General features: G+C 66.5%; 12 protein-coding genes and 1 pseudogene. 9 read left to right on the top strand and 4 right to left on the bottom strand.

Going from position 1 to position 16,165, the window contains the following annotated elements:
• Positions 1–389: 389 nt before the first annotated feature.
• A complete protein-coding gene (locus ACOGXQ_RS09630; protein WP_419943808.1) occupies positions 390–1,475 on the bottom strand; it encodes a transposase in 1,086 nt (361 codons plus the stop codon).
• 270 nt (positions 1,476–1,745) lie between these two features.
• On the opposite strand from ACOGXQ_RS09630, the gene ACOGXQ_RS09625 reads away from it, so the two are divergent.
• On the top strand, positions 1,746–2,939 hold the full coding sequence (locus ACOGXQ_RS09625; protein ID WP_419943792.1) for an ISL3 family transposase: 1,194 nt from the start codon (positions 1,746–1,748) through the stop codon (positions 2,937–2,939).
• A gap of 241 nt (positions 2,940–3,180) precedes the next feature.
• Here ACOGXQ_RS09625 and ACOGXQ_RS09620 read toward each other — a convergent pair whose 3' ends face one another.
• Positions 3,181–4,275 (bottom strand): hypothetical protein, encoded by a 1,095-nt coding sequence (locus tag ACOGXQ_RS09620; RefSeq protein WP_419947180.1) that lies wholly within the window; start codon positions 4,273–4,275, stop codon positions 3,181–3,183.
• 30 nt (positions 4,276–4,305) lie between these two features.
• Positions 4,306–5,187, bottom strand: a complete 882-nt coding sequence (locus tag ACOGXQ_RS09615; protein ID WP_419947179.1) for a hypothetical protein — start codon at positions 5,185–5,187, stop codon at positions 4,306–4,308.
• Positions 5,188–5,627: 440 nt separating this feature from the next.
• On the opposite strand from ACOGXQ_RS09615, the gene ACOGXQ_RS09610 reads away from it, so the two are divergent.
• From ACOGXQ_RS09610 to ACOGXQ_RS09600, 3 genes are all read left to right on the top strand, one after another.
• Positions 5,628–5,966 carry a transposase gene (locus tag ACOGXQ_RS09610; RefSeq protein WP_419947178.1) on the top strand — a complete coding sequence of 113 codons (339 nt, stop codon included), beginning with the start codon at positions 5,628–5,630 and terminating at the stop codon, positions 5,964–5,966.
• A 57-nt stretch (positions 5,967–6,023) separates the two neighbouring features.
• Positions 6,024–7,217: an ISL3 family transposase gene (locus ACOGXQ_RS09605; RefSeq protein ID WP_419943792.1), complete on the top strand. Its 1,194-nt coding sequence runs from the start codon at positions 6,024–6,026 to the stop codon at positions 7,215–7,217.
• A 70-nt stretch (positions 7,218–7,287) separates the two neighbouring features.
• Positions 7,288–7,452: a hypothetical protein gene (locus ACOGXQ_RS09600; protein WP_419947177.1), complete on the top strand. Its 165-nt coding sequence runs from the start codon at positions 7,288–7,290 to the stop codon at positions 7,450–7,452.
• 180 nt (positions 7,453–7,632) lie between these two features.
• On the opposite strand, the gene ACOGXQ_RS09595 is transcribed toward ACOGXQ_RS09600, so the two are convergent.
• A complete protein-coding gene (locus ACOGXQ_RS09595; RefSeq protein WP_419947176.1) occupies positions 7,633–8,964 on the bottom strand; it encodes an IS1380 family transposase in 1,332 nt (443 codons plus the stop codon).
• 163 nt (positions 8,965–9,127) lie between these two features.
• On the opposite strand from ACOGXQ_RS09595, the gene ACOGXQ_RS09590 reads away from it, so the two are divergent.
• The 5 genes and pseudogenes from ACOGXQ_RS09590 (at position 9,128) to ACOGXQ_RS09570 (ending at position 16,098) form a co-directional block, all read left to right on the top strand.
• Complete coding sequence (locus ACOGXQ_RS09590; RefSeq protein ID WP_419947175.1) at positions 9,128–9,838, top strand: SDR family NAD(P)-dependent oxidoreductase; 711 nt, start codon at positions 9,128–9,130, stop codon at positions 9,836–9,838.
• A pseudogene (locus tag ACOGXQ_RS09585) lies at positions 9,835–10,191 on the top strand (enoyl-CoA hydratase-related protein); the annotation flags it as partial. The gene ACOGXQ_RS09590 and the pseudogene ACOGXQ_RS09585, both read left to right, overlap by 4 nt.
• Before the next feature lie 160 nt (positions 10,192–10,351).
• The gene (locus ACOGXQ_RS09580; protein WP_419947174.1) at positions 10,352–10,759 is read left to right on the top strand and encodes a RidA family protein; all 408 of its coding nucleotides are present in this window, start codon (positions 10,352–10,354) and stop codon (positions 10,757–10,759) included.
• A gap of 50 nt (positions 10,760–10,809) precedes the next feature.
• Positions 10,810–14,835, top strand: a complete 4,026-nt coding sequence (locus ACOGXQ_RS09575; protein ID WP_419947173.1) for a hydantoinase B/oxoprolinase family protein — start codon at positions 10,810–10,812, stop codon at positions 14,833–14,835.
• A 48-nt stretch (positions 14,836–14,883) separates the two neighbouring features.
• Positions 14,884–16,098, top strand: coding sequence for an acyl-CoA dehydrogenase family protein (locus ACOGXQ_RS09570; protein ID WP_419947172.1), 1,215 nt, complete (start codon positions 14,884–14,886; stop codon positions 16,096–16,098).
• Positions 16,099–16,165 lie beyond the last annotated feature (67 nt).

Here is a 16,165-nt window from a genome sequence, read left to right as displayed (position 1 = left end):
TGGACACACCGACCTGCCGAAACCAAGATGCGGAGGGAGGGGGATTCAGTAGCCACAGGTCAGCGGCCTGCGACGCTGCCGATTCCCCCGATGTTCCCCATGCGAGCCGAGATTGCTAATGGTCGGTCGTCGAATTCCACAACCGACTCAGCGACCCGTGATCTTACTCGCTCTACGGACCGTTCCCCAGGTCTGAAACTGACGGAGGTTGATGCTCGGCGGACTCCACCGGTGGTTGCGACGGTTCGGTCATGATGGCCGGGTTGTCGAAGCCACAACCACCAGTGGAGGTGCCAGTATGGCAGGGAGGCTGTGTTTGGCTGAGCGTGCCCGTATCGAGGTGCTCAGCGATGCGGGACTGTCCGACGCTCCCTTGTCAAGTGTTGTTGTCAGGCGGCGAGCGGGGGGTGTTGTTGGCGGTGTTTTTCGTCGCGCCACATGCGGCGGATGACTCGGTTGGCGAGTTGTCGTTTGTGGGCTCGGCGGGCTTCGCGTCGGGTCTTGCCCTCGGCGGTCTTGCGGGCGAGGTAGGCGGCGGCGTCGGGCTGGGTGCGCTGTTGGGTGACTGACGCGATGTGGAGCACTGAGTTGATGCGCCGGTTGCCTCTGAAGTCGAGCCGGTGCTTGACGGGGTCTTTGTTGCCTTCGCCTGATGAGAGGGCGACGGCGCCGGTGCCGCACCAGCGGGCGAACTTCGATTCGCGGTCGAACCGGGCCGGGTCGCCGACCTCGCACACCAGGGTGGCTGCGGCGATCGGGCCGACGCCCGGTTCGTCTCGCAGGGTGGTGCCGTGCTGGTCGAGCAGCTCGTCGATGAGGCGTTCGAGGCGTCGGACTTCGCGCCGCGCGGCGCGGTCGTGGTCGATGAATGCTTGGAGCCAGCCGAGCCGGTACGCGCCGGCGGGGGTGGTGTCGATGTCGGGGTCGATGTGCTCGAGGCGGCGCAGCCGGCCCTCGATCTTGCCGTCGGCGGTGAGCTGGTCACGGATCTCTGCGGGGAGCTTGGCGATCTGGTCCGCGACGTGGTGCAGCATCAAAGTGCGAGCAGCCACAAGGGTTCTGCGATGCTCGAGCACTGCCTCGATCTTCGCGACGAGCGGGTCGTAGGCCTCCAGGGCCTGAACGGGGCCCAGCGTCGGCTCGGCCAACAGCGCCCGAGCGGACGAGACCGCGTCGACGGCGTCGGTCTTGTCCAGCCGCCGCGAACGGCGCTGCGCCGCCGACCGCGAAGCGGGCACCTCTCGGGCGTCGAACCCGGCTGCTGCGAGCGCGATCGCGACATGCGCGCCCCACTTCGCCGAGCCCTCCACGCCGACGCGTTCGACGCCGTGCGCGTCGAGCAGGTCGATCGCTTCGCCGTAGCCGGCGGCGGTGTTCGCGAACGCCTCGTGGGTGATCTCCACGCCGTGGCGGTCGACGACCCCCACGGTGAAGGTGTCCTGGTGGGGGTCGATTCCCCCGACTGGCGATGTCATGCTGTGCTCCTGCTGGAAGTAATGCTCCGGTGGGTCCGGGAACGGCAGGGGCGCTTCGTCACATCCGAGTCGAGACGATCAGGCTCCCTTCAAGACAGGAGCGCTCCTGCCGGCCCCACACTCGACGCGACACGTCGGACAACAGGCACGAAGCCAAAATTTTGGTCCTTCGCCTTTTTGTGGGATGAGGGGCGGTTGAGGGTCCGCTTGTAGGGGTCGAGGCCCTGCTGGGATCGGTGTTTGAGAGACGCCGAACCCCAGGGGGCCTCGATGAAGCGTGATGTTATGTCGGTGCGGCTGTGGCTGCCGCGTATTGAGGTGCTGGAGGTCGCGGTCGACGCGCCTTTGGAGCTGGTGGTGCGGGTGCGCTCGGCGGTGCGTCGCCCCGAGTGCCCGGGTTGTGGGACGCCGAGCGGGAGGGTCCATGACCGCCGGGACCGCGAGATCCGCGACTTGGAGGTGTCGGGCCGGCCGACCACGTTGGTGTGGGATCGGCGGCGGATGGTGTGCGAGCCGTGCGGGCGGCGGTTCATGGAGGACCATCCGGCGTTCGAGGGCAGCGTCACGGCGCGTCTGGCGCGGCGGGTGGTCCAGGACGCACGCGCGATGACGGTCAACGCGGCAGCCAAGCGCCATCAGGTGGGCTGGAAGCTGGTCAATGCTTTGGTGGTCGCCTATGCGGGGCTGGTCGCCGGTCATCGACGCCGCCGACGGTGCCGTGTTCTGTTGGTGGACGAGACCTCGATCCGCAAGCGGCACCGCTATGTGACGGTGCTCGTGAACGGCGACACCGGCGAGGTGCTCGCCATGGTGCCGCATCGCAACAGCCAAGCCCTGTCGGGGTTTCTGGCTGCTCAGGGCCACAAATGGTGCAAAGGCGTCAAAGTCGTGGTGTCCGACGGTTCCAAGGCATACAAGGCCGCCATCGAGGCGCGGCTCGGCCACGCCCGCCACGTGCTGGACCGGTTCCATGTGATCCGATGGTTCGCCGCCGGGCTGACCGCGGTGCGCCGAGACGTGCAGCGCCGCCCCGAAGGCTCCAAGCCTGTGTTCGACCGCGACGTGTTCCGGGCCAGGTTCTTGCTCATGAGACGGCCCGACAAGCTCGACGCCGCCGAACGCCAACGGCTCGAGGAGCTGTTCGCCGCCCACCCGCGGCTCAAAGCCGCGTGGGACGCGCTCGGCGAGCTGCACGGCCTCTATCTCGCCAAGGACCGAAAGGGCGCCCTCGAAGCGCTCGACCGGTTCGCGGACATCTACGGCACCGGGCTGATCCCCGAGTTCAGCGACACAGTCGACACCTTCTTGGCGTGGCACCCCCAGATCCTCGACTGGCACCAAGCCGGCCGGCCCAGCAACGGACCCATCGAAGGAACCAACAACCTGCTGCAGATCCTGCGCCGCAAAGCCCACGGCTTCACCAACTACACGAACTTCGAAGCCCGCGGCCTGCTACTAACCTGACCCCGCCGAACCCAGCAGCCCGAATCCCACAAAAGGACGAAGGCTCAAAATTTTGTGGAGTCATCGCCGAGCGCAGGACCGGACCGTAACCCCCTGGCAGAGAGCCCCGGCAAACCCAACAGTGACACTCGGACTTGCTGTGTAACCGGCTGTGGTGTTATCGAGCGGCCAATTGGAACAAAGACAGCCCGTGACACGGTCGCTGCCGTTCCGCAGAGGGATCAAGACATCCAGCCAATGCTCAACTAAAGGAAATGCACTCGGACACGAGTACCTGATCATCGCCTTCGAATTCCACCTGCTTGCTAGCAGATGCAGCCCATTTTGACATTGCGTCCCGAGGTGAAAGCCATCTTGCGGGAAAAGACTGTCCATTTTCGAAGACGAGTCGCAAGACTGAACACAGGCGTCCCGATTGTGCTTCCGTGATCTCAAACTCGTCATGCCCAACGGAGCGCGCGACTGCCTCTGCGTTAGGCCAAGGAACACCATGCAGTGTGAGCGCTTCGCGCAGTAGTAGCGCGCCAAACTGAGTATCTCTTGGCACCTCGCTAATGCTGAGCAGATGTGCTGTTTGAATCTGACTGAACGAAGGATCGTTAACAACGGTGCCAAAATCGACGACGTCGCGAAGATACTGCTCCCTGAACCCGTCGGCGAGCGATGGAATCCACCCGCTCGCACGATCAATGAAGTCGAATGTCCGCGGGTCAACCATGACCGTCGTATCTTGGGGTTCTCCAACGGCGACAAACCAGTCCTTTTCTACGTCCCGATAAACTCGGTCCCATCGATCCTTGCGATAGCGGCTCACGCACTCCATGGCGAAGCCTTCTTCGATGCCCAAGCGAGCCAAGTGTGCATCAGGACTGTCAGACAATCGACGAGGTCGCTCCAATCGCCAAAGGGGCTGTTGCACCTTAACCCATGCGTGCGTCAACTCGTGTGCTATGACTTCATGAAAACGGCCATCATCAATGTCGGACCGCACCCAGATGCTGTGGGAACGGTCGTCGTAGAAGCCTAGGTGGCCAACACTGCGACGGGTGATTTCAGATGCATAGCTATCGTAATCGGAAACCACGCCGCCCATGGCATTGTACAATAGATACTCTCGTCGTCGGTCTTCTTCTTGGAAGATATCGCCAAAATCAATGAGAGAACTCTCTGCAACTGTCGGCAGCTGATCGCTGACGAGAGCAACGCCACACAAACGCTCAAGCGCAGGCAACACATCATCAAGTGCAGCATCAACGCGCTTCTCAAATGCACTCATCAAACAACCAGAAGACACCATTCCGCATGCTACAAGAATAACGCCCACGAGGGCGGACATGGGGCGCACTTCGAGGCGACTAGGGCCAAACTACTCAAACATGCACACTTGAGTCGTATCAGTGTCACAGTTGAAGCGAGGACTCTGGCCTGTATTGATCTCCATAGTTGGCGATGTAGCATTGTTCAGACTAATCCAACGATAAGCGACACTGTGTTCGAATTCGAAGAACTTGCGCTCGTACGAGCCATCGTAAACGCTCAAGAAGCCGGAGGACGGCTGATTGAGGCTGCTTCGCCATTGGCCAAGATATTGTGTCGGGCGGGGATGAGCTCGGCAGTCGTAATCCCAATTCCACGAACGATCGATCCTGCACCGGCTGTGATTCTCGGTGACCTTGAATCTGCCGACATTTGACGCAGTTGTGAACTGTTGCCTGAATCTTGTTTCCCTGCCGTTCAAATCCATCTTGTATGTAGTATTGATCGTGCCAATCACGTAGCTACCAAAATAAGACACGAAGCCGATGGTTATTTGGGTACGTGCATGCCATCGATAAGGCTCGTCAACCATGACCGTCCACGGCAGTGTGGGGCCCGGAATCTGCCCCGTACTGCCGATGGGGCCGGACAGAGGATCTGATTGTTGATTAGGGTCAAGACCTCGATGAGATAATCCCGAGCCAGGGACCAAACTCTCTGCCTCAACTGCCTGCAGAGCGTTTTCGGCATCGGACATCAGAACCGCTCGGCTTTCACCGGTTGTGCTCCGAAAGAACTCATCTGGCTCTGCGATTAAGTCCCGAAGCAGCGACTCGGCTCCTGAAATTGCTCCGCGGTCTGCGGCAGCGAGTCTAACCAAGGCATCTAGCACTGACTCGCCATCCTGCACCGCAAGGATGTAGCAAGTGACAAGTTCGCAGCGTTGGTTGATGTCGGCTAGTGCCTCGGCTGCAGGCAATGTCGGATTCATGTATCGACCAGTCCCCAGGGCCGACGTGTCATTCTCGAGCAGGTCGGCGAGAGGCCCGGTGGTCGGTTGCTCTGGCGCCGGTATCACCGGCGTCGCACCTGCGGACACCGCTGGCAGTAGCGACGTGATCGCGAGTACGCCTACGAGCAAGACTGCTCGCAATCGGCGTTTGGCTGCCCGCGCTCGAATCATCGGATACCTGCTACTTCCAACGATGATTCGCCGAAGCCGGCGCGCCGACATGTTTCTTGAACGCAGTCGTGTCATAGGTCGGGTGTTCTAGCACATGCCTCCCACTGTCGTGAGCATTGCTACACGTACCCTCGCGCTACAGATGGCGGCCAAGCCACCGGCCTCTTGGACTGACCCAGAATGGTGCACCCTGCGTTTCGCGCGGGCTGGATGCTGGACTCTGCTGTCATGAGCTTTGAGGAGGCTTCATGGCACCGAGGGGATATCCGGCTGAGTTCCGGCGGCGTGTGATCGATCTGGTCGAGGCCGGTCGGCCGGTTGCGCAGGTCGCGGCTGAGCTGGGGATCAGCGATCAGTCGATCTACACCTGGCGCCGCCAGGCGCGCATCGACGCCGGCATCGAGCCCGGTCTGACGACTGCTGAGCACGCCGAGCTTGCGGCGTTGCCCAGGCGGGTTCGCGAGCTCGAGACCGAGCTGGCGATCCATTCCCGGGCGACTGAGCTGCTGAAGGGGGACGTCGACCCAAAAGGAAGTTGGTCCTTCGCCTTTTTGTGGGATGAGGGGCGGTTGAGGGTCCGCTTGTAGGGGTCGAGGCCCTGCTGGGATCGGTGTTTGAGAGACGCCGAACCCCAGGGGGCCTCGATGAAGCGTGATGTTATGTCGGTGCGGCTGTGGCTGCCGCGTATTGAGGTGCTGGAGGTCGCGGTCGACGCGCCTTTGGAGCTGGTGGTGCGGGTGCGCTCGGCGGTGCGTCGCCCCGAGTGCCCGGGTTGTGGGACGCCGAGCGGGAGGGTCCATGACCGCCGGGACCGCGAGATCCGCGACTTGGAGGTGTCGGGCCGGCCGACCACGTTGGTGTGGGATCGGCGGCGGATGGTGTGCGAGCCGTGCGGGCGGCGGTTCATGGAGGACCATCCGGCGTTCGAGGGCAGCGTCACGGCGCGTCTGGCGCGGCGGGTGGTCCAGGACGCACGCGCGATGACGGTCAACGCGGCAGCCAAGCGCCATCAGGTGGGCTGGAAGCTGGTCAATGCTTTGGTGGTCGCCTATGCGGGGCTGGTCGCCGGTCATCGACGCCGCCGACGGTGCCGTGTTCTGTTGGTGGACGAGACCTCGATCCGCAAGCGGCACCGCTATGTGACGGTGCTCGTGAACGGCGACACCGGCGAGGTGCTCGCCATGGTGCCGCATCGCAACAGCCAAGCCCTGTCGGGGTTTCTGGCTGCTCAGGGCCACAAATGGTGCAAAGGCGTCAAAGTCGTGGTGTCCGACGGTTCCAAGGCATACAAGGCCGCCATCGAGGCGCGGCTCGGCCACGCCCGCCACGTGCTGGACCGGTTCCATGTGATCCGATGGTTCGCCGCCGGGCTGACCGCGGTGCGCCGAGACGTGCAGCGCCGCCCCGAAGGCTCCAAGCCTGTGTTCGACCGCGACGTGTTCCGGGCCAGGTTCTTGCTCATGAGACGGCCCGACAAGCTCGACGCCGCCGAACGCCAACGGCTCGAGGAGCTGTTCGCCGCCCACCCGCGGCTCAAAGCCGCGTGGGACGCGCTCGGCGAGCTGCACGGCCTCTATCTCGCCAAGGACCGAAAGGGCGCCCTCGAAGCGCTCGACCGGTTCGCGGACATCTACGGCACCGGGCTGATCCCCGAGTTCAGCGACACAGTCGACACCTTCTTGGCGTGGCACCCCCAGATCCTCGACTGGCACCAAGCCGGCCGGCCCAGCAACGGACCCATCGAAGGAACCAACAACCTGCTGCAGATCCTGCGCCGCAAAGCCCACGGCTTCACCAACTACACGAACTTCGAAGCCCGCGGCCTGCTACTAACCTGACCCCGCCGAACCCAGCAGCCCGAATCCCACAAAAGGACGAAGGCTCAGGAAGTTCGCTGCCATCAAGGTGATGGCCGCGGAAGGGCTTCCCATCGAGCGGGCGTGCTGCCTGTTGGGTGTGTCGGTGTCGGGCTATTACGGCTGGCTGCGTCGCCCGCCGTCTGCGAGGTCGATCCGGCACGCCTGGCTGGGTGATGTCATCGGCGAGATCCACGCCGTGTCCCGGCAGACTTAGCCCAGATCCACCGGTGGGGTGTGCGGTGTGGGGTCGGGTGGGATGTCGGTGGTGCGGTTTGGGGTCGGGGCGGGGTGAGGGCTGGGCGGACGCGTGGGTGGTCGGCGGCGGCTTGGGGGGTGGTTTGTGTGCTGCGCCCGGGGGGTGTGCTGCGCGGCGTGGCGTGGCGCTGGGGTTTGTTCAGCAGCGCTGGGGCAGGTTGCGGATGTGTCGCAGTGCTGTGGTGAACGTGTCGGCCCAGGGCCGTCGGGCCGGGAGCCGCAGGGTGGGTCGGCCGCTGCGGTTGACGAGCCGGCCGGGCATGGTGAGCAGGCGGCGTGCGATGGTGGCCCCGACGGTGAGCTTTCGGGGGTCGTGGACTTGGCCGATGCGTGCTGTCCAGCGTGCGATGTTGTGGGCCAAGGCGGCGCAGGCGAGCCAGGCGGCGTTGGCGGTGAAGCTGGCTGAGGGGCTGTGGGCGAGGCCGCCGGCTTTGAGGTCCCCGGTGGCGAGCTCGACGCGTGCGTGGGATCGGCAGGCGGCGTCGGCTGCTTTGGTGTCGAGTTCGGCTTCGCTGATGTCGGTGACGAATGTGTGGTGGCGCCAGTTGGGGAACAGGTCGGCCTGGTCGCCGACCAGGCGGGTGCGGCGCACCACCAGCCGCACCGTGCGCTCGGGCTTGCGGTTGGGCCGCCGTGCGCTGGTGAGCGTCGTTTCGGCGACTTGGGCCTCGCCGTCGTCGGTGTAGCCGATCGGGGTCCAGTCCGCATCGTCGACGGCCGCGACGGCCCTGCCGACGGCGGGGTTGGAGGCGACAGCGATCACGAACCTGGCGTCGAGCGCGTCGAGCTTGTCGACCAGGCCCCACGACAAGAACCCCGCGTCCGCGCGAACCGTCAGCTCCGCGTCCGGGGCGAGACGGCGCACCCGGTTGACGGTCTCGGCGAAGAAGCGGACATGGCCCCGCTGGGAGGAGCCCTTGCGCATCCGGCTGTGCACGATCTCGCCGGTGTCGTCGCGTGAAGCCACCAGCGGGTGATATCCCAGCCGCCCACCGTGCCCGTATGCAGCGCCGCCCTTCGCGTCGCTGTGCACCACCGCGACCGTGGAATCGACATCGACCGTGACCCGTTCCGCCGCCGGGGCGGCGCCTGCGTCCCACGCGCGGCCCAAAGCCAGCTCCTGGGCGCGGTCCAGCTGACGCACATGACCCCACGAGAACGACCTCGCGAACGTCCCCAGCGTGGACGGCGCCACCGGCGCGAACCCAACCACCGCCCCAGCCGAGCCGGCCCGCAGCCGATCCGCGTCAGAAAAGAACGACCCGCCCACCAGCATCGAGCACACCGCCGTGAGCACCTTCGCTCCCGACCCGCGGCCCGCCGCCGGCGGACGCACAGTCTCGTCGATCAAGCCCTCCAAGCCCAGCCGGCCCGCCAGCGTGCCCACCGCCAGCAGACCAGCGTCCCCCACCAACGAGCCCTCGTCGAACACTGCCACGACCCGGTCCAACAACCGCGTATCATCGCTCACAGAAAGCGCCTCCCGTCATGGCATCACGCCGCGATCTCACAACCGGCAAAATGCCACCCCAGGAGGCCTTTCTGGTGGACGCAAACCCCACCAGCCCAACCGAACCGGTGGATCTGGGCTAAGAGGCCGGCACGGTCGACGGGTGTGCCCCCGAGGCGGCGCAATGAACACAGCCGTGGTCACCGGGGGGACCCGCGGGATCGGCGGGGCCATCAGCGCTGAGCTTGCCGCTGAAGGTCACCATGTCATCGCGCTGGCGACCTCTGAACCCCCAGCACCGCCGGACGGTGTCGAGGCTCGTATCTGCGACGTCACGGATCCCTCCCAGGTGGCCGCGACCTTCGTGGCCATCGGATCGGTGGACGTCCTCGTGAACAACGCGGGGGTGTCAGGCTCGAACCGGCTGGGTCGCACGACGCTCGAGGAGTGGAACCGCAACATGGCGGTCAATGCCACCGGGGCGTTCCTGTGCACTCAAGCGGTTATCGACCAGATGCTCAAACGCAACGCCGGCAGGATCGTGACCGTTGCGTCCATTGCCGGCGTCGAGGGCGCCCCCTACATCGCCGCCTACGCCGCCTCCAAGCATGCGGTGATGGGCCTTATGCGGGTCGTGGCGGCCGAAGTGGCCGGCACCGGGGTCACCGTCAACTCGGTGTGCCCCACCTTTGTCCGCACAGAGATGACCGTGGCCACGATCGCCAACATCGCCGAACGGACCGGCAAGAACCTCGCTGATGCCGAGGCCGCATTGGCCAAGGCCACGCCGCACGGCCGGATCATCGAGATCGCCGAGGTGGTCGACGCGGTGATGGAGCTGCTGGCCGGCGACCTCAGCGGGCAGGAGATCGTGCTGGACGGAGGCCCGTCATGACATTCCGTGCATCCGCCCGCTTCACCGACGATTGGAAGCACTTCGACTTCAGCGTCGACGACCGGGTGGCCACCATCACCTTCCAGCGGCCCGACAAGCTCAACGCGCTCACGTTCGACATCTACGCCGACTTGCGGGACCTGTTCCGGGAGGCGCCGCTGCGCGGCGACATCGACGCCATCGTCATCACCGGCGAGGGCCGGGGCTTCTGCTCGGGCGGGGACGTCGACGAGATCATCGGCGAGCTCGTGAAGTTCGACCCGAAGCAGCTGCTCGAATTCACCCACATGACCGGTGCGGTGATTCAGAACATGCGCGAGTGCCCGATCCCGATCATCGCCGCCGTCAACGGACATGAGCCTGCCCGCCGCCATCGAGCTGGAAGCCATGACCCAGGCGCTGCTCATGCGCACCGACGATCACGCAGAGTTCCACCGTGCGTTCGGCGCTTCGGAGGCGCCGAACTGGACTGGACGATGAAGCGCAGGCTCGCAAGCACAGAAGGACGATGACGTGACCACGCCGCACCGGCTGATCAGCCCCGCCTCCATGTCGCCGTCCCCCGGCTTCGCGCACGCCGTCGTGCCGGCCGACGGGCGGACCGTCTACCTCGCAGGGCAGATCGCTGCGGACCCGACCGGGGCCGTCGTCGGCGACACCTTCGCCGAGCAGTACGACGTGGCGCTCGGCAACGTCGTCGAGGCGCTGGCGTACGCCGGCGGTGAGGCGCACGACATCGTGTCGCTGGTCGTGTATGCGACCGATGTTCAGGCCTACCGGGCCGACCTCCGCGGCGTCGGGGCTGCCCATCGCAAGCATCTCGACCGGCACTTCCCGGCGATGGCGCTGCTGGGGACGACCGGTTTGGTCGAGCCCGATGCGATGGTGGAGATCATCGCTACGGCCGTCGTTCCTGACTGAGAACAGGCCGTGAGACGGACCGCGTTGTCGACGGCCCATAGGGTCCTGCCATGAGCGTGTCGCCAGAGGCTGAGCCGGCAGGCGAAGCCGTGGCCCGAGCGGCCCGTGAGCCCGAATTGAATCGAGACGGGGAACAAGAGCGGGAAGCGCAGGGCGGCTGGGACTTCTGGGTGGATCGCGGCGGCACCTTCACCGACGTGGTGGCTCGCCGGCCCGACGGCAGCCTCGTGACGCACAAGCTGCTGAGCGAGGATCCGCGCCGCTACGACGACGCTGCCACGACCGCGATTGCCGACCTGCTCGACGTCCCCCGCGACGAGCCGCTGCCGCCCGAGCGCATCAGGTCGGTGAAGATGGGCACCACGGTGGCCACCAACGCGCTGCTGCAGCGTCGCGGCGTGCCGACCCTGTTCGTCACGACGGCCGGCTTCGGCGACGTCCTGCGCATCGGGTACCAGACCCGCCCGCACCTGTTCAAGCTCGACATCGTGTTGCCCGAGATGCTCTACGCGGAGGTGCTCGAGGTCGACGAGCGCGTTGCCGCCGACGGCACCGTGCTCTGCCCGCTGGACCTGGACTCGGCGACCGCCGGCATGGCCGCGGCACGCGAGCGGGGGATGCAGGCGGTCGCCATCGTGCTGGTGCACGGCTACCGGCACCCGTCCCACGAAGCCGCGCTTGCCGCTGCGGCCCGAGAGCTTGGTTTTGAGCAGGTCTCGGTCAGCCATGAGGTGGACCCCCTGGTCAAGATCGTTCCCCGCGGCGACACCACCGTGGCCGACGCCTACCTGTCCCCGATCCTGCGCAGCTACGTCGACGCCGTGGCATCGAGAATCGGCACAGTCGACGCCGTGGCATCGAGAATCGGCACAGTCGACGCCGTGGCATCGAGAATCGGCACAGTCGACGCCGTGGCATCGAGAATCGGCAGCGGCGACGCTGCGCAAAGCGATGGCACGACAGCGTCTGCTGAGGGCCCGCAGCTGCAGTTCATGCAGTCCAACGGCGGCTTGGCCGATGCCCGGCGCTTCACCGGGCGCGACGCCTTGCTGTCAGGGCCCGCCGGCGGCGTGGTGGGCATGGCGCGGATCGCGCAGGCAGCCGGCTTCGAGCGCGTCATCGGCTTCGACATGGGCGGAACGTCGACCGATGTCTCACACTTCGCCGGCGAGTTCGAGCGAGCCAATGAGACCGAGGTCGCAGGCATCCGGGTTCGCACACCCATCATCGACATGCACACGGTCGCGGCCGGCGGCGGCTCGCTGCTCACCTTCGACGGCAGCCGCCTGCGGGTCGGGCCCGAATCGGCCGGTGCGAACCCCGGCCCGGCCTGTTACGGCAACGGCGGCCCGCTCGCGCTCACCGACGCCAACGCCGTGCTCGGCGTCATCCGGCCCGAGTGCTTCCCTGCGGTGTTCGGCGCCGATGGCACGCAGCCGCTCGATGTTGCGGCGTCTGTCAGCGGCATCGCCTCGTTGGCGGACCAGATCGCGGAATCCACTGGCGTCCGGCGCAGCACTGCGGAAGTGGCGTTCGGGTACGGCGAGATCGCGGCGGAGAACATGGCCAATGCGATCCGCAAGATCAGCACCGAGCGGGGCCACGACATCACCGCCTACACGCTGGTGTGCTTCGGCGGTGCCGGCGGTCAGCACGCCTGCCGGGTGGCGGACCGGCTGGGTATCACCGCCATCCTCATCCACCCTCACGCCGGAGTGCTCTCGGCGCTCGGCATCGGGCTGGCAGATGTCACCGACCTGCGCTCGGAACCCGTCGAGGCGCCGCTGGACGAAGCGCTGATCGCTGACCTCGGCGAACGCTTGGCGGCCGCCAGACCGGCGGCCATCGAGGCCGTCGCCGCAGCGGGTGTGCCGACCGGCCGGATCGAGGTGACCGGGCGTCTCGCCGTCCGCTACCGGGGCTCGGACACGACACTGGAAGTGCCGTTGGCAAGCACAGCCGACGAAGTTGCACGCGACTTCGCGAATGCGCACCGGACGAGATTCGGCTTCAGTCCGCCTAGGGCCCAAGCGGCCCGTGAGTCCGAAGTGAATCGAGACGGGGAACACGAGCGGGAAGAAATGGCTGCTGAAACTGACGGGGGCATTCGATGGAGTTCGCGCGCAACGGCGAACTCCGCGACAGTGCTCGTGGTCGACGCGCTGCACATTGAGGCGCGCGGACACGCGGTCGATCCGCCTCCGGCGACACCGGCGGCTGACGACCGTGACCCGCTGCTCGCCACGCACACCACCTACATGAGTGCAGATGCCTCTGCCGCGGATGACGGAGCGTCGCGCGACGGCGGGTCCCCGCACACCTGTGCTCCGTACGACACGCCGTTCTGGGATCGGACGGCGCTGGCGCCGGGTGCTGTCATGGCCGGCCCGGCGGTGGTGGTGGAGCCGAACGCCACCACCATGATCGAGCCTGGCTGGCAGGGCACCGTCACCGACCGCGGCGACCTCGTGCTCGAGCGGGTGACGACACGGCCGTCACGCTTGGCGATCGGCACCAGCGTCGATCCGGTGCAGCTCGAGATCTTCAACAACCTGTTCATGAACATCGCCGAGCAGATGGGCGTGGTGCTCGAGCACACGGCTGTGTCGGTGAACATCAAGGAGCGGCGTGACTTCAGCTGCGCGCTGTTCGATCTCGCTGGCGAGCTCGTCGCCAACGCGCCGCACCTGCCGGTGCATCTCGGCTCGATGAGCGAGTCCATCCGGACCGTCATCGAACAGAACCCCGAGATGTCGCCCGGCGACGTGTTCGTGCTCAACAACCCCTACAACGGCGGCACCCACCTGCCGGACGTGACGGTCGTGCGCCCGGTGTTCGACGCTTCGGGCAGTGAGCGGATCTTCTACGTCGCCTCCCGCGGCCACCACGCGGACATCGGCGGCAGCGTGCCCGGTTCGGCCCCGGCCGACTCGACCACCATCGACCAGGAAGGGCTGGTGCTCGACAACCTGCAGATCGTCGCCGGGGGCCGCTTCCTGGAGGACAAGGTGCGCGGGGTGCTCGCCAGCGGTCCGTGGCCGGCCCGCAATCCCGACCAGAACGTTGCCGACCTGCGTGCCCAGGTGGCTGCGTGCGAGCGGGGTGCCGTCGAGTTGGCCCGCATCGTCGAGTACTACGGCCTGGAGGTCGTGCACGCTTACATGGGCCACGTCGCCGACAACGCCGAGGAGATGGTGCGGCGGGTCATCGATGCGCTCGACAATGACAATTTTCGGGGCAGCTACCGGATGGAGCTCGACGACGGCAGCGTCATCTGCGTCCGCATCACAGTGGATGCCGCGGGGCGCAGTGCCGTCGTCGACTTCACCGGCACCAGCGGGCAGCATCCGGGCAACTTCAATGCCCCGGTGGCGGTGTGCCGCTCGGCGGTGCTGTACGTGTTCCGCTGCATGGTCGACGACGCCATCCCGCTCAATGCGGGCTGCCTGCGCCCGCTGGAGCTGGTGGTGCCCGATCCCTCGATGCTGTCGCCGCGCCCGCCCGCCGCGGTCATTGCCGGCAACGTCGAGACCTCCCAGCAGATCACCGATGCGCTGTTCGGCGCGTTGGGGGTGATTGCGGCATCGCAGGGCACGATGAACAACTTCATCTGGGGCAACGACGCTCACCAGTACTACGAGACGATCTGCGGGGGAGCGGGCGCCACGGCGCGCCGCCCCGGCGCCGATGCGGTGCACACGCACATGACCAACACCCGCCTCACCGATCCCGAGATCCTCGAGCAGCGCCATCCGGTGCTGCTGGAGCGCTTCGAGGTGCGCCGAGGCTCGGGCGGTCGTGGCGCGAACAACGGGGGCGACGGCGTCGTGCGACGCCTGCGCTTCGGCGAGCCGATGACGGCGAACCTGCTGTCGAGCTGTCGGCGGATCGCCCCGTTCGGCGTCGCCGGAGGCGAGGACGGTGCGCGCGGGCGCAACCTGCTCGAACGGGTCGACGGCACCGTCACCGAGCTGGCCGGCTGTGCCCGGGTGGAGGTCAGCGAAGGCGATGTGATGGAGATCCACACGCCCGGAGGCGGCGGTTACGGACTGCCGCTGGAGGCCGCCGCGGGATGAGTACCCGATGAGCCGTTGCATGAACTGCCGAACCAGACAGGGTGAGCGATGAATGAACAGGTGCTGACGCCCGAGCGAGCCGAGCTCGTGGCCCGGATCGCCGAGCTGGGCCCGGCCTTCGCCGAGCGTGCGCCCACCTACGACCGCGAGGCCAGCTTTCCGCACGAGAATTGGGCCGACCTTGCCGATGCCGGGTTCCTGGGCCTGTGCGTGCCCAAGGAGGTCGGCGGGCTGGGCGCCGATTTCGTGGGCTACGCCCTGGTGGCCGAGGAGATGGGCCGGCACTGCGCCACCACGGCGCTGACGTTCAACATGCACACCGCCACGGCGCTGCTGTCCGGCCCGATCGCCGAGGCGTTGCTGGCAGGCGACCGCGGCCGCGAGCTGGATCCGGACGGGTCCATGGCCGCGCACCTGGAGAACACCCGCCCGCACCTGTGGGAAGGCATGGTCCGCGGCCGGGTCATCCATTCCCAGCCGTTCTCCGAGGGCCAGGCACCGGGTGCCCGCTCGGGCTTCAGCACCGTCGCTGTGCCGACCGAGGGCGGCTATCGCGTCACCGGGCGCAAGATTTTCGCCTCGCTGAGCGGTGCCGCTCACGTTCACAACGTGCTGGCGGTAGTGGAAGGCGACCCGCACATCCGCCTGCTCGGTGTGCCCGCCGATGGCGACGGCGCGGAGATCGTCGGCGACTGGGACCCGATCGGCATGCGCGGCACCGACTCGCGCACGCTCGTGATGAACGACGTGTTCGTGCCTGCCCGCAATGAGGTGCTGCCGCCGGGCATGTTCAACGCCATGGTGTCGCGCTTCCCGCAGTTCTACATGAGCCTGACGTTCAGCTACCTGGGCTTGATGCGCGCCATCCTCGACGCCACTCGCACCTACCTGCGCGGCGAGTCCGGGGTGAAGGCGTCACGCGATCATCCGATCAAGCAGACCGGCTGGGCGCAGCTGCAGCTCATCTACGACCGGGCGCAGTCGCTGACATACCGCGTCTTGAGCGAACTGCGTGCCGATCCCAGCCCCACTGAGCTGCGGCGGGCGCACGTGGCGACGGTCACCACCATGGAGAGCGCCCCCGAGATGGCATCGCTGGCTCTGCGCACGTGCGGCGGGCGGTCGCTGCTGCGGCCGGGCCGGCTCGAGCAGCACTACCGCGACGCACGCTGCGGGGCCACCATGCTGCCGTGGAGCACCGAGGAGCTGCTGGTGCGCCTCGGCCGCAACAGCCTCTACGACAACCTCACCGACGACGGCTGAGGGTTTCCATCTGCCTCGAATCGCCGCTGTCGACATCTTGTAGCGGGAGCGTTGCCCGGGCAATCCG

Origin of the sequence: Candidatus Poriferisodalis sp., assembly GCF_965208485.1 — a bacterium.
Taxonomy (GTDB): domain Bacteria; phylum Actinomycetota; class Acidimicrobiia; order Acidimicrobiales; family Poriferisodalaceae; genus Poriferisodalis.
The sequence above is the reverse complement of the archived record's forward strand: the minus strand, read 5'-3'. Positions and strand labels throughout refer to the sequence as shown.

Bases quoted from the DNA above. Each gene is read 5' to 3' on its own strand.
- ACOGXQ_RS09605 (WP_419943792.1), top strand. From the start codon at position 6,024: ATGAAGCGTGATGTTATGTCGGTGCGGCTGTGGCTGCCGCGTATTGAG.
- ACOGXQ_RS09615 (WP_419947179.1), bottom strand. From the start codon at position 5,187: ATGAATCCGACATTGCCTGCAGCCGAGGCACTAGCCGACATCAACCAA.
- ACOGXQ_RS09610 (WP_419947178.1), top strand. From the start codon at position 5,628: ATGGCACCGAGGGGATATCCGGCTGAGTTCCGGCGGCGTGTGATCGAT.
- ACOGXQ_RS09625 (WP_419943792.1), top strand. From the start codon at position 1,746: ATGAAGCGTGATGTTATGTCGGTGCGGCTGTGGCTGCCGCGTATTGAG.
- ACOGXQ_RS09575 (WP_419947173.1), top strand. From the start codon at position 10,810: ATGAGCGTGTCGCCAGAGGCTGAGCCGGCAGGCGAAGCCGTGGCCCGA.
- ACOGXQ_RS09570 (WP_419947172.1), top strand. From the start codon at position 14,884: ATGAATGAACAGGTGCTGACGCCCGAGCGAGCCGAGCTCGTGGCCCGG.
- ACOGXQ_RS09620 (WP_419947180.1), bottom strand. From the start codon at position 4,275: ATGTCCGCCCTCGTGGGCGTTATTCTTGTAGCATGCGGAATGGTGTCT.
- ACOGXQ_RS09590 (WP_419947175.1), top strand. From the start codon at position 9,128: ATGAACACAGCCGTGGTCACCGGGGGGACCCGCGGGATCGGCGGGGCC.
- ACOGXQ_RS09600 (WP_419947177.1), top strand. From the start codon at position 7,288: ATGGCCGCGGAAGGGCTTCCCATCGAGCGGGCGTGCTGCCTGTTGGGT.
- ACOGXQ_RS09630 (WP_419943808.1), bottom strand. From the start codon at position 1,475: ATGACATCGCCAGTCGGGGGAATCGACCCCCACCAGGACACCTTCACC.